This window comes from Streptomyces sp. NPDC001220, assembly GCF_053597895.1.
Genome location: NZ_JBSFJE010000017.1, coordinates 108,813 through 121,796, shown reverse-complemented (window position 1 = coordinate 121,796; position 12,984 = coordinate 108,813). Strand labels below are relative to the sequence as shown.

The window sequence follows — 12,984 nt, the reverse complement described above, 5'->3', positions numbered from 1 at the left end:
AAACCCCCCATAGCCTGTCATTTCTTATGCCGCTTCGTACGCCTCCGTCAGCTTCTCCAGCGCCGCCGCGTACCTGCCGGTCAGCAGCAGGTGGTCGGCGTCGGCGAAGGGCTTCGAGACGGCTGCCGTGATCGACTGTCCGATCTCAGCCTGCACCAGCAGTCGCGCCTTGGTGACCAGTTTCCGGCCGGCCGAGGCGGCACCCGTCCGCTCCGCGGCCTTCGCCGCGACGCCGAGCGCCCGCAGAGTGGCCTCGCCGCCCTTCGACGGCTTGGCCAGGGTCGTCAGACCCCAGCCGTACGGGTACTGCGGGTCGTACGACGCGTCGCCCACGTTGATCGGCAGCTGGGCCTCGGACTTCGGCCAGGTGACCGGGAGCTGGCCGGTGAAGGCCTTCTTCCCGTAGAGCACGTCGGCCACGCCGTCGCCCTCGGTGCCCGGCAGCCAGGACGCCACCAGGGCGTCGATCTCGCCGAGCCGGTCCCCGATCAGCTGCGGACGCCCGGAGACGATCAGCACCGCGCACTTCATGGCCGCGCACACCTTGTCCACGGCGGCCTGGTCGGCCGGGGTCAGCGCCAGGTCGTTGCCGTTGCCGACGTCTCCGACGCCCTCGGCGTACGGGGTCTCGCCGACGACGACCACACCCACGTCGTAGCCGCTCGTCGGCGCCGAGGCGTCCTTGGAGTAGGTGACGTCTCCCCCGGCGTTCTTCATGCCCTGGAGGATGGTGGTGCCCGTGGTGTGGGTGCCGGAGGCGCCCTGCCAGGTGATGGTCCAGCCGCCGGTCTGGTTGCCGAGGTCGTCGGCGTTGGACCCGGCCACGTACACCTTCTGCGACTTCTTCAGGGGCAGGACGCTGTCGTTCTTCAGCAGCACCTGGGACTCGGCGGCCGCCTGGCGGGCCACCGCCCGGTGCTTGGCGGAGCCGATCTTCGAGGCGCCGGAGGTGTCCGCGTACGGGTGCTCGAAGAGGCCCAGCCTGAACTTCTGGGTGAGGATGCGGGAGACCGCGTCGTCGATCCGCTGCTCGCTGACCCGGCCGGCGTTCACCTCGTCGGTCAGGGTCTTGGTGAAGTCCTGGTAGCTGTAGGGGACCATCATCATGTCGACGCCGGCGTTGACCGCCGTGCTGACGTGGGCCGCGTAGTCGCCGGGGAGCTGGTCGATGGCGTTCCAGTCGCTGATCACGAAGCCGTCGAAGCCCATCCGGCCCTTGAGCACGCCGTTGATCATGTCGGCGCGGGCGTGCATCTTCACCGGGCCCTGGCCGTCGCCGAGAATGTCGAGCGAGGAGTACGACGGCATGACCGTGCCGATGCCCCGGTCGACCGCGGTCTGGTACGGCGCCAGGTGGATCGCCTCCAGCTGCTGCCGGGTGACCTTGGTGACGCCCTGGTCGATGGTGTACGACCCGGTCGTGGAGGAGCCGTACTCGGTGCCGCCGTCGCCGACGAAGTGCTTGGCGGTGGCGAGGACCTTGTCGTCGTCCTTCAGGTCACGTCCGTCGGCCCGGCCCTGGAGGCCCTGGATCATGGTCTCCATGGACTTCACCAGGGCGGGGTCCTCGCCGAAGGACTCGTAGGAGCGGCCCCAGCGCTCGTCGCGGGTGACGCAGAGGCAGGGGGCGAAGTCCCAGGGGATGCCGGTCGCGCGGACCTCGGCGGCGGTCACCGCGCCGGTGTCCTCGGCGAGCCCGGGATCGCGGGTCGCGCCGATGCCGATGTTGTGCGGCATGATCGTGGCGCCGGCCAGGTTGTTGTGGCCGTGCACCGCGTCGACGCCGTAGATCAGCGGGATCTGGAACCTGGTCGCCTGCGCCCGGAGCTGGAAGCCGTCGATCATCTTCGCCCAGGCCGCGGCCGTGTTGGGCGTGGGCGTCGAGCCGCCACCGGAGAGCAGCGAGCCGAGGTCGTAGGCGGCGACGTCACCGCCGTTGCCCACGGCACCGCGCTCGGCCTGGGTCATCTGGCCGGCCTTCTCCGCCAGGGACATCCGGGAGAGCAGGTCCGCGACCCGCTTCTTCACGGGCAACTTGCTGTCCAGGTACGGCAGTCCGTGCGCGTCGATGACGACCTGCGGGGTCTCGGCGGGGGCCTTGGCGCCGGTGACGGTGAACTTCAGCGGGATGGTCTCGGCCGATTCGCCGGACCGGTCCTTCAGCGTGCGCACCTTGATGGTCTGCGTGGCCCCGGAGACCGTACCGGCCGGGAAGGTGAGGGTGCCGGAGACCGGGGTGTAGTCCTTGCCGGCGGCGGCGGTGCCGGTCGCGGCCGTCTCGTAGGCGACGGTCACGGGCTCGTCGAGGGGGGCGGAGCCGGTGGTGCCGAGGGAGACCTTCACCGCGGCGGTGCGGCCCTCCTGGACGGGGTAGACGGCCGCGTCCGTGGTGACGGAGGCGCGCAGCGCCTGGTCGGCCTTGCCGTACAACTCCACGTCGTCCATGGCGAACCGGCCCTTGAGCCCGACGGGGAGGGTGAGCGCGTAGCCCCACATCTGGGTCAGGCCGAGGACGTGGTCGATACCGCCGACGGGCTGGTAGTCCGTGCGGTAGACGAAGTCTCCGAAGGGGATCTCGATCTGCTTCCAGCCGGAGAAGTCGTCGGTGAAGGACGTCGTCCACAGCTCGGAGGCCTCGCCGTTGGCGCCGCCGTCCTTGATCTCGAAGTTGATCTTCTTGCCGTTGTCCTGGCCGTCCCACCAGAAGCGGATGCCCTTGTGGGCGGACCAGTCGTGGGCGGGCTCGGTGGCGGCGAAGTCGTGGGTGAAGCCGCCGTATCCGCTGATGTCGTACGTCCCGGAGAGCACCTTGGCGCCCTCGGGGGCGTCCGCCCGGTCGGCGAACTGGAGGGCGGGCGGGTCGTCGCTGTCGCCGCCCCAGGTGAAGATGCCCTCGGCGGGCTGGGAGGCGAAGGGGACCTCACCTTCGAAGCGGTCGACGGGGGTCGGTGCGGGGTCGTCGGCGGCGCGGGCCGCGGACAGGGGCATCAGGGCTGCGAGTAGGGCGGTGGAGACGAGCAGGGCGGTTCTTGGCATGGACCTTCCCTCGACTCTCTGGTTCACTCAGGGCTCTCACAGTTCACTCATGGCTTAGATCACGACGTGAGTTAACTAACGGCTCGCACCCCCGTCAAGACGTCCCGTCAGGAAGGGCGATGTGTCCATGAGATCCACCCCCCACACGGTCCGGCTGTTCTTGGCCGGACTGCTCACCGTGGCCGGCCTCAGCGCGGTCGTGCCGTCCGCGCACGCGGCCGGTGAGCAGGTCACCGCATACCTCACCACCACCGACGACTCCGGCGGGCGCCATGTCACCCGCGGGCTCCAGGCGCAGACACCGTTCGCCTTCCAGTCCGGGAGCGGCGGCAGCGGCGAGAACATCACCGTCGACGAGAACACCCGCTACCAGACCTTCACCGGCGGCGGCGCGTCCTTCACCGACACCGCGGCCTGGCTGATGAACAGCAGCGGCGCACTGTCCCAGGCCACCCGGGACGCCACCATGAAGAAGCTGTTCTCCCCCACCGACGGGATCGGGCTGTCGTTCCTGCGCAATCCGATGGGCGCCTCCGACCTGGCACGGTACGGGTACACGTACGACGACATACCCGCCGGCCAGACCGACCCGAACCTCAACAGCTTCTCCATCTCCCACGACCTCGCGGACGTCGTGCCGCTCACCAAGCAGGCGCTCCAGCTGAACCCCTCTCTGACTGTCATGGCCTCGCCATGGACGGCGCCGGCCTGGATGAAGGACAGCGGCTCGCTCAACGGGGGCTGGCTGAAGTCGGAGTACTACGGGGCCTACGCCTCGTACTTCGTGAAGTACCTCCAGGCCTACCAGGCGCAGGGCGTGAAGGTCTCCTACGTCACCCCGCAGAACGAGCCGACCTGCTGTTCCGGCTATCCGTCGATGAGCTGGAACGCGTCCGGACTGCAGTACTTCCTCAAGAACGACCTGCTGCCGCAGCTCCAGTCGGCCGGCCTGTCCACCAAGGTCCTCGCGCACGACTGGAACTGGGACGTATACGACTCCTACGCGGCCGCGAGCGTCGACGACGCGGCGATCCGCAACCACCCCAACTTCGGCGGGATCGCCTGGCACGGCTACGGCGGCGACATCAACAAGCAGACCACCGTGCACAACCAGTACCCCACGCTGGACGCCTTCGGCACCGAGCACTCCGGCGGCACCTGGATCGCCAACCAGCAGCGCGAGGACATGAACAACATCATCGACTACACCCGCAACTGGGCGAAGTCGGTGACCAAGTGGTCGCTGGCCGTGGACCAGAACATGGGCCCGCACAACGGCGGTTGCGGCACCTGCACCGGGCTGATCACCGTGCACAACGGAGACGGGGCGAGCGGGACCGTCGACTACACGGTCGAGTACTACACGATGGGGCACCTGACGAAGTTCGTCCGGCCCGGTGCGCAGCGGATCGCCTCCACCGCGTCCACCGCCGTGCCGAACGTGGCCTGGCGCAACCCGGACGGCTCCAAGGCGCTGATCGCCTACAACGACTCGTCCGCGGCGAAGACCGTCACCATCAACTGGGGCTCCCAGCACGCGACCTACTCACTGCCCGGCAAGACCTCGGCGACCTTCACCTGGTCCGGCACCCAGTCGGGCGGCGGCAGCCAGACCGGCGCCTTCGTCGGGCTCGCGAGCAAGTGCCTGGACGTGGCGGGCGGCTCAAGCACGAACGGTACGGCCGTGCAGCTCTACGACTGCAACGGCAGCACGGCCCAACAGTGGACCGTGCAGTCCGACGGATCGGTCCGCGCGCTCGGCAAGTGCCTCGACGTGACCTCGGCCTCCACGGCGGACGGGGCGAAGGTCCAGTTGTACGACTGCAACGGCACCGGGGCACAGCAGTGGTCGTACAACGCCTCGACGGGTGACGTGGTGAACGCGGCGGCGAACAAGTGCCTGGACGTAACGGGCAACTCGTCGGCGAACGGGGCACGGGCCCAGATCTGGACGTGCACGGGCGCCGCGAACCAGAAGTGGCACCTGCAGTAGGGCGGTACGCGGAACGAGCCGGGGGCTGTGAGCCCAGCCCCCGGCTTCGCCGCCGCTACTCCGCCGGCTCCACGCCCGCCCGCAGCAGGCCGTAGGTGTACGCGTCCTCCAGGGCCTGCCAGGAGGCGGCGATCACGTTCTCCCCGACGCCGACCGTGGACCATTCGCCGCTGCCGTCGGACGTGGAGATCAGCACGCGGGTGATGGACTCGGTGCCGTGCTTGCCCTCCAGGATGCGGACCTTGTAGTCGACCAGGTCGAGCTGGGCCAGCTGGGGGTAGATCTTCTCGAGGGCGACGCGCAGGGCGCGGTCGAGGGCGTTGACCGGGCCGTTGCCCTCCGCCGTGGCGACGATCCGCTCGCTCTTGGCCCAGAGCTTGACCGTGGCCTCGTTGGCGTGGGTGCCGTCGGGGCGGTCCTCGACGATGGCCCGCCAGGACTCGACACGGAAGTAGCTGCGCCGCTTGCCCTCCACCTCGGCGCGCAGGAGGAGCTCGAAGGAGGCGTCGGCCGCCTCGAAGGTGTAGCCCTTGAGTTCGTACTCCTTCACCCGCTCCACCACCCGGCCGACCAGTTCGCGGTCGCCGCCGAGGTCGATGCCGAGTTCCTTGCCCTTGAGCTCGACGGAGGCGCGGCCCGCCATGTCGGAGACGAGCATGCGCATGGTGTTGCCAACCAGCTCGGGGTCGATGTGCTGGTACAGGTCCGGGTCGACCTTGATCGCGGAGGCGTGCAGGCCGGCCTTGTGGGCGAAGGCCGAGACACCGACGTAGGGCTGGTGGGTGGAGGGGGTGAGGTTGACGACCTCGGCGATGGCGTGGGAGATCCTCGTCATCTCGCGCAGGCGGCCGTCCGGCAGCACCTTCTTGCCGTACTTGAGCTCCAGGGCGGCCACCACCGGGAAGAGGTTGGCGTTGCCGACGCGCTCGCCGTAGCCGTTGGCCGTGCACTGGACGTGGGTGGCGCCGGCGTCGACGGCGGCCAGCGTGTTGGCGACCGCGCAGCCGGTGTCGTCCTGGGCGTGGATGCCGAGCCGGGCGCCGGTGTCGGCGAGGACGGTGGAGACCACGGCGTTGACCTGGGCGGGGAGCATGCCGCCGTTGGTGTCGCAGAGGATGACCACGTCGGCGCCGGCCTCCGAGGCGGCCCGGACGACCGCCTTCGCGTACTCGGGGTTGGCGCGGTAGCCGTCGAAGAAGTGCTCGCAGTCGACGAAGACCCGGCGACCCTGGTCCTTCAGGAAGGACACCGTGTCGCGGACCATCTCCAGGTTCTCGTCGAGGGTGGTGCGCAGCGCCAGTTCGACATGGCGGTCGTGGGACTTGGCGACCAGCGTGATCACCGGGGCGCCGGACTCCAGCAGCGCCTTGACCTGCGGGTCGTCCGCCGCCTTGGCGCCGGCCCGGCGGGTGGCGCCGAAGGCGACCAGCTGGGCGTGCTTGAAGCCGATCTCCTGCCGGGCGCGGGCGAAGAACTCGGTGTCCCGGGGGTTGGCACCCGGCCAGCCGCCCTCGATGAAGCCCACGCCGAAGTCGTCCAGGTGCCGTGCGATGGCCAGCTTGTCCGCGACGGTGAGGTTGATGCCCTCGCGCTGCGCACCGTCGCGCAGCGTGGTGTCGAAGACGTGGAACGAGTCGTCCAGCTCGTTGGTTGCCGTCTCGGTCATGGTCACTAGGCTCCTGATGTCGAATCTCGGTCGTACCGGAATGACCGGCTCCACCGTCCCTCCATGGTCCCTCGCGCTGGCCTTCCGGCTGAAGGTGGGCCGGAAAACGAAAAAACCCCTCGCGGGTGCGAGAGGTCTGCGCGCGGGTCGAGGACGACGATGGCCACCCGTACCTGGTCGTACGTGATGGTCACTGCGGACCGGCGCGCCTGCTGCCAATAATCATGGCGAACGAGAGCACGAGGGGAATTCTGGCACAACCCGCCCCCGGCTCACCGACCGTCTCAGGATGCGGTCGTCACGGTGGATGGATCACGAGACCCCGTCCGCGCCGGATCCAGGTCCTTCGCCTCCCGCACGGTGACGGACCCGGTACGACGGGATGTCACGCGTCCGTGAGGAGGTCCGCTTCCAGGAACTCGCTTACATGGCCGAGCACCTGGGCCCGGTCCGTGCCGCGCAGGCCGATCGCCACGTGGATGGAGAAGCCGTCGAGCAGGGACCGCAGGCGCGCGGCGAAGCGGTCCGGGTCGACGGACCGGAACTCGCCCCGCGAGATGCCCTCCGCGAGCAGCGCCACCAGGTCGCGGTGCCAGGCGCCCTCGATGGCGGCCTGGCGGTCGCGGGCGGCCTCGTCGGCGTTCTGCGAGCGGTTCCAGACCTCCAGCCAGAGCGTCCAGTGCGGGTCGCGGTGGCCGACGGGGACGTACAGGTCGACATAGGCGTCGAGGCGCTCGCGGGCGGTGCCGCGGCGGGTGAGCAGCCGGCCGCGCTCGGCGCCCAGCCGGCCCTCGCTCCACTCCAGGGTCTGGAGGAGCAGTTCGTCCTTGGAGCGGAAGTAGTAGAGGAGATGGCCGCTGCTCATGCCGACCTCGTGGCCGAGCGCGGCCATGGTGAGTTTCTCCAGGCCGCGGTCGGCGATCATGTCCATGGCGGCGGCGAGCACGTCCTCGCGGGGCGGGGCCTGTCTGCGCCCACCGGCCATGTGCTGCTCCTCGTACTACTAGATCTTCGGCTGCTGTTGCGTGATGCAGTGGATGCCGCCACCGCCGGAGAAGATCGTACGGGCGTCCACCAGGGTCACCGTCCGCCCGGGGAAGAGACGGCGGAAGATCCCGGCGGCCGTCTCGTCACGCGGGTCGTCGAATCCGCAGAGCACGACCCCGCCGTTGCAGAGGTAGTGGTTGATGTAGGAGTAGTCGGCCCAGTGGCCGTCGGCCTCCAGGACGGTCGGGGCCGGGACCTCGACGACCTCCAGCGCCCGGCCGCGCGCATCCGTCTGGGACCTGAGCAGGCCGATGACCTCCCGGGTCACCTCGTGGTCGGGGTGCGCCGGGTCCGGCTGGTGGTGGGCGACGACCACGCCCGGGCGGGCGAAGGCGGCGACGATGTCGACGTGCCCGAGGGTGCCGAAGCCGTAGGGCGGATAGTCGCCGGTGAGGCCGCGGGGCAGCCAGATGGCCTTGCGGGTGCCGAGCATCCCGTGGATCTCCGCCTCGACCTCGTCGCGGCTCCAGCCGGGGTTGCGCTCGGGCCCGAGCTGCACGGTCTCGGTCAGCAGGACGGTCCCCTCGCCGTCGACGTGAATCGCACCGCCCTCGTTGACCAGCTTCGAGGCGTACGTCTTCGCGCCCGCGAGGTCCGAGACATGCCCGGCGATCTTCGCGTCGTGCTCCCAGCGGGCCCAGTGCTGGGCGCCCCAGCCGTTGAACGTCCAGTCCACGGCGGCCAGTTCACGCCCGTCGGTGAGGAAGGTGGGCCCGATGTCCCGCATCCAGGCGTCGTCCAGCTCGCGCTCGACGGTGTCGACACCCGGGCCGAGCAGCGCCTGGGCGTCCGCCGACTGACCGGGGCCGCAGACCACCGTCACCGGCTCGAAGCGCAGGATCGCGCGGGCCACCGAGGCCCAGGCCATCCGGGAGGCGCGCAGGTCGTCCGGGTCGTCGAAGGTGGGGTTGGGGCCCGGCCACGCCATCCAGGTGCGCTCGTGCGGGGTCCACTCCGCGGGCATCCGGAAGCCGTCGGAGGCGGGAGTGCTCAGGTGGGGGTCCATACGGGGCTCCATGCGGGGGTCCTTCACAGGCTGTGGCATTCAGAGGAAGTAGAGGCGGTTGAGGGAGACGGAGTCGGCGGGCTCCGAGCGCAGCGGCTCGCCGTCGAGGGTGACCAGGCCGGTGCGCTGGTCCACGTCGACCGCTCCGGTACGGGAGTTGAGCCGCAGGTCGGCGGGGCCGATGCCACGGGTGCCGCGGACCGCGACCCGGCGGCGCCGGGTGGGCATCGTGTCGTTGCCCTGGTCCAGGGCGGCCTGGGCGACGAAGGCCACCGAGATGTCGGCGGGGGTCGCCCCGTGGGCCCCGAACTGGGGTCCGAGGACCAGGGGTTCGCAGGTGTCGGTGGCCGCGTTCGGGTCGCCGGTCACGCCGTACGCCGGGAAGCCGGACTTGAGGACGAGCTGCGGCTTGGCCCCGAAGTACTCGGGCGACCACAGCACGATGTCGGCCAGCTTGCCGACCTCGATGGAGCCGACCTCGTGCGCGAGGCCGTGGGCGATCGCCGGGTTGATGGTCAGCTTGGCCATGTACCGCAGCACACGCTCGTTGTCGTGGCCGTCGTCCGGGGCGCCGAGCTCGGCCTTCATCTTGCCGGCCATCGCGAAGGTGCGGCGGACGGTCTCCCCGGCCCGGCCCATGCCCTGCGCGTCGGACGAGGTGATGCCGATCGCGCCCAGGTCGTGCAGCACGTCCTCGGCGCCCATGGTCCCGGCGCGGATGCGGTCCCGGGCCATGGCCGCGTCGCCGGGCAGGTCGGTCTTCAGGTCGTGGACGGAGACGATCATCCCGTAGTGCTCGGCGACCGCGTCCCGGCCGAAGGGCAGGGTGGGGTTGGTGGAGGAGCCGATGACGTTGGGGACGCCGGCCATCTTCAGGACGTTCGGTACGTGTCCGCCGCCGCAGCCCTCGATGTGGAAGGCGTGGATGGTGCGGCCCTCCAGCACCCTGAGGGTGTCCTCCACGGACAGGCACTCGTTCAGCCCGTCGCTGTGCAGGGCGACCTGGACGTCGTGCTCCTCGGCGACCCGCAGGGCGGTGTCCAGCGCCCGGGTGTGGGCGCCCATGTCCTCGTGGACCTTGAAACCGGAGGCGCCGCCCTCGGCGAGGGCCTCGACCAGGGGCGCCCGGTGCGAGGACGACCCCCGCCCGAGGAAGCCGATGTTGACCGGCCAGGCGTCGAAGGCGTTGAACGCGTGCTTCAGCGCCCAGGGCGAGTTCACGCCGACGCCCCACACCGGGCCGAACTCCTGCCCGATGATCGTGGTGACGCCGGAGGCCAGCGAGGCCTCCATGATGCGCGGCGACAGCAGATGGACGTGGGTGTCGACGGCCCCGGCGGTGGCGATCAGCCCCTCGCCGGAGACGATCGAGGTGCCGGTGCCGACCACGACGTCGACGCCGTCCAGGGTGTCGGGGTTGCCGGCCCGCCCGATCGCGCAGATCCGCCCCTCGCGGATGCCGATGGACACCTTCCGGATGCCCTGCACTGCGTCGATCACGACGACGTTGCTGATGACGACGTCACAGGTGTCGCGGACGGCGGCGGCCTTCAGGTGCAGTCCGTCGCGGGCGGTCTTGCCGAAGCCGGCCAGGAACTCGTCGCCGTAGCGCTGGGAGTCGTCCTCGACGCGGATCACCAGCCCCGAGTCCCCGAGCCGGACCCGGTCGCCGGCCCGGGGGCCGTGGGTGGCCGCGTACTCGTACGGGGTGAGGCGGCGGGCCTCGGCCGGGTGGCCTCCGGGACGGCTCATCGGTCTGCCTCCTGGTCGCGGATGTCGTGAACACCCAGGTAGCCGCAGGCGGCCGCGCGGCGCAGCGCCTCGTCGCGGGCGCCGGGCGCGTCCAGCGGCCCGTCGACCAGCCCGGCGAAGCCGATGGCGACCCGGGCGCCGCCGATCGGCACCAGGCCGACCTCCAGCGACTCCCCCGGCCCGAAGCGCACGGAGGACCCGGCGGGCACGGCGAGCCGCAGGCCGTATGCGGCGGCGCGGTCGAAGTCGAGACGCGGGTTGGCCTCGAAGAAGTGGAAGTGGGAGGTGACGGAGACGGGGACGGTCGCGGTGTTGGTCACGGACAGCCGCACGACCGCCGCCGGGTCCGTGTGCTCGGGTCCCGGCAGCAGCGCGCCCGGCCCCTCCTCGCCCAGGCCGCCGCCCCCGATCGGGTCGGTGACCACCGCGAGCCGTGAGCCGTCGTCGAAGACGGCCTCGACGTGCACCTCGGTGACGACGTCGGCGACGCCGGGCAGCACGTCGGCCGGCCCGAGGACCGCGCGGGCCGCCTCGACGGCCTCGGCGAGCCGCCTGCCGTCCCGGGCCGCCTCGCAGACGGTGTCCGCGATCAGCGCGGTGGCCTCCGGCACGTTGAGCCTGAGGCCCCGGGCGCGGCGGGCGCGGGCCAGCTCGGCGGCCCCGAAGAGCAGCAGCCGGTCACGTTCCGTGGGGGTCAGTCGCACGTCCCGGTACCTCCTTCACTTCGCACACTTAGAGCACCACTCTAAATGCCGCATTACGAGAAGGGAACCATTGACATCGACAGCCTGGTCGCCCACATTGAACGTCGCTCTAACTCTCAGCCGTACGTTTCAGGTGGCCGTCGAAGGAGACCAGCCATGCCGATAGAACAGCGCGGAGTCGACACCATCCCGGACGAGGAACGCACCAGCGGACCCAAGGACCTGGTCTCGATCCTGCTGGGCTCCAACCTCTGCCTCGGCGTGATCATCTTCGGCTGGCTGCCGCCGTCCTTCGGGCTGGGCTGGTGGGCGTCCGTGAGCGCGATCGTGGCGGGCACGGTGGTCGGCACGGTGTTCACCGCCCCGCTGGCCCTGGTCTCGCTGCGCACCGGCACCAACCTCTCCACCTCCTCCGGCGCGCAGTTCGGGGTGCGCGGGCGGCTGGTCGGCTCGGTGGTGGGCCTGCTGCTGGCCCTCGGCTACACCGCGCTGACCGTGTGGATCGGCGGCGACGTGATGGTGGGCGTGCTGAACCGGCTGTTCGGGCTGCCCGCGGACGGGGTGTCGTACGCCGTGGTCTACGGGGTGCTCGCGGCCGCGACGGTGGCCGGCGCGGTCTACGGCTATCGCGTCCTGCTCGCCATGTCCCGGGTGCTCGCCGTCGGCATGACCGCCCTGCTGCTCCTCGGGATCTTCGCGTACGCCCCGCACTTCGCCACCTCCCCGCTGCCGGACGCGGGCGGCTATCTGCTGGGCGGCTTCTGGCCGACCTGGTGTCTGGCGGCGGTCGCGGCGGGGCTGTCCGGGCCGGTCGCCTTCATCACCCTCCTCGGTGACTACACGCGCTACATCTCCCCCGCCCGCCACTCCTCGCGCCGGGTCCTGCACGGGACCTGGCTGGGCCTGGTCCTGGGCCTGCTGGTGCCGCAGCTGTTCGGCACGTTCACCGCGTACGCGGCCCGCTCGGCGACCGACTACGCGGGCCCGCTGGTGTCGGCCTCCCCCGCCTGGTACCTGGTCCCGCTCCTGCTCTCCGCCTCCGCGGGCTCGGTCGGCAACGCGGGCCTGATGCTGTACTCGATGGGCCTGGACCTGGACGCGATCCTGCCCCGCGCGTCCCGCGCCCGTGCCACCTACACCGTCGCGATCGTCGCCACGGCCTGCGTCTTCGTCGGCCACTACGCCTGGAACGCGCAGTCCGCGATGACGTCCTTCGTGCTCCTGCTGACGGCGATCGGCACCCCCTGGGCGGTCATCACCCTCATCGGCTTCCGCCGCTGCCGCGGGGTCTACGACGCGGACGCCCTCCAGGTCTTCAACCGCCGCTCGCACGGCGGGATCTACTGGTACCGGGCCGGCTGGAACCTCCGGGCCACGCTCTCCTGGACCCTGGGCGCCGGAGTCGGCCTGCTGGCGGTCTCGCTCCCGTCGTACGAGGGCCCGCTGCTGTCCCTGACGGGCGGGGTGGACTGTTCCTTCCTGCTGTCGGGCCTGGTGGGCGGTCTCGTGTATCTCGCACTCTCCGCCCGGCAGGCGCTCCCGAACGCAGCACTCGAGGTCGGGCAGGTACCGGCTCGTGCCGAGGAATCACTCACCTAGCTAGTTGACGAGCAGTACGGTCAGCATCGCCGGCCAGCACAGTGCGACAAACGCCGGAAGCACCACCATCACAAGCCCCGTCGGGGACGGGTGCAGCCACGTCGCCTCCGGCTCGACCGCCACTCGTCCTGTTGGATCCGCTCGTCGCTGTACGCCAGCAGGAATCCCAAGACGTCTGCTC

8 protein-coding genes are annotated in these 12,984 nt (G+C 70.6%); 2 read left to right on the top strand and 6 right to left on the bottom strand.

All coding sequences use genetic code 11. The features are described from left to right. Positions 1 to 24 precede the first annotated feature (24 nt). Positions 25 to 3,036 carry a glycoside hydrolase family 3 N-terminal domain-containing protein gene (locus ACWDGI_RS34600; protein WP_450765931.1) on the bottom strand — a complete coding sequence of 1,004 codons (3,012 nt, stop codon included), beginning with the start codon at positions 3,034 to 3,036 and terminating at the stop codon, positions 25 to 27. Between the two features lie 127 nt (positions 3,037 to 3,163). Here ACWDGI_RS34600 and ACWDGI_RS34595 point away from each other — a divergent pair, with 127 nt between their 5' ends. Further along, a complete protein-coding gene (locus ACWDGI_RS34595) occupies positions 3,164 to 5,029 on the top strand; it encodes a ricin-type beta-trefoil lectin domain protein (RefSeq protein ID WP_450765929.1) in 1,866 nt (621 codons plus the stop codon). Positions 5,030 to 5,084: 55 nt separating this feature from the next. Here ACWDGI_RS34595 and cimA read toward each other — a convergent pair whose 3' ends face one another. From cimA to ureA, 5 genes are all read right to left on the bottom strand, one after another. Further along, a complete protein-coding gene (gene cimA, locus ACWDGI_RS34590; RefSeq protein ID WP_450765927.1) occupies positions 5,085 to 6,695 on the bottom strand; it encodes a citramalate synthase in 1,611 nt (536 codons plus the stop codon). Positions 6,696 to 7,080: 385 nt separating this feature from the next. Beyond that, positions 7,081 to 7,680: a TetR/AcrR family transcriptional regulator gene (locus ACWDGI_RS34585; RefSeq protein ID WP_450765925.1), complete on the bottom strand. Its 600-nt coding sequence runs from the start codon at positions 7,678 to 7,680 to the stop codon at positions 7,081 to 7,083. A gap of 18 nt (positions 7,681 to 7,698) precedes the next feature. Beyond that, positions 7,699 to 8,736: an agmatine deiminase family protein gene (locus tag ACWDGI_RS34580; protein WP_450766081.1), complete on the bottom strand. Its 1,038-nt coding sequence runs from the start codon at positions 8,734 to 8,736 to the stop codon at positions 7,699 to 7,701. 51 nt (positions 8,737 to 8,787) lie between these two features. Then, a complete protein-coding gene (locus tag ACWDGI_RS34575) occupies positions 8,788 to 10,500 on the bottom strand; it encodes an urease subunit alpha (RefSeq protein ID WP_450765923.1) in 1,713 nt (570 codons plus the stop codon). After that, entirely contained in the window at positions 10,497 to 11,204 is a 708-nt protein-coding gene (ureA, locus tag ACWDGI_RS34570; protein WP_450765921.1) for an urease subunit gamma, read from the bottom strand. The genes ACWDGI_RS34575 and ureA overlap by 4 nt, the downstream gene beginning before the upstream one ends. A 156-nt stretch (positions 11,205 to 11,360) precedes the next feature. On the opposite strand from ureA, the gene ACWDGI_RS34565 reads away from it, so the two are divergent. Then, positions 11,361 to 12,803 (top strand): cytosine permease, encoded by a 1,443-nt coding sequence (locus ACWDGI_RS34565; RefSeq protein WP_450765919.1) that lies wholly within the window; start codon positions 11,361 to 11,363, stop codon positions 12,801 to 12,803. Positions 12,804 to 12,984: the final 181 nt, after the last annotated feature.

Bases quoted from the DNA above. Each gene is read 5' to 3' on its own strand.
- ACWDGI_RS34600 (WP_450765931.1), bottom strand. From the start codon at position 3,036: ATGCCAAGAACCGCCCTGCTCGTCTCCACCGCCCTACTCGCAGCCCTG.
- ACWDGI_RS34595 (WP_450765929.1), top strand. From the start codon at position 3,164: ATGAGATCCACCCCCCACACGGTCCGGCTGTTCTTGGCCGGACTGCTC.
- cimA (WP_450765927.1), bottom strand. From the start codon at position 6,695: ATGACCGAGACGGCAACCAACGAGCTGGACGACTCGTTCCACGTCTTC.
- ACWDGI_RS34585 (WP_450765925.1), bottom strand. From the start codon at position 7,680: ATGGCCGGTGGGCGCAGACAGGCCCCGCCCCGCGAGGACGTGCTCGCC.
- ACWDGI_RS34575 (WP_450765923.1), bottom strand. From the start codon at position 10,500: ATGAGCCGTCCCGGAGGCCACCCGGCCGAGGCCCGCCGCCTCACCCCG.
- ACWDGI_RS34565 (WP_450765919.1), top strand. From the start codon at position 11,361: ATGCCGATAGAACAGCGCGGAGTCGACACCATCCCGGACGAGGAACGC.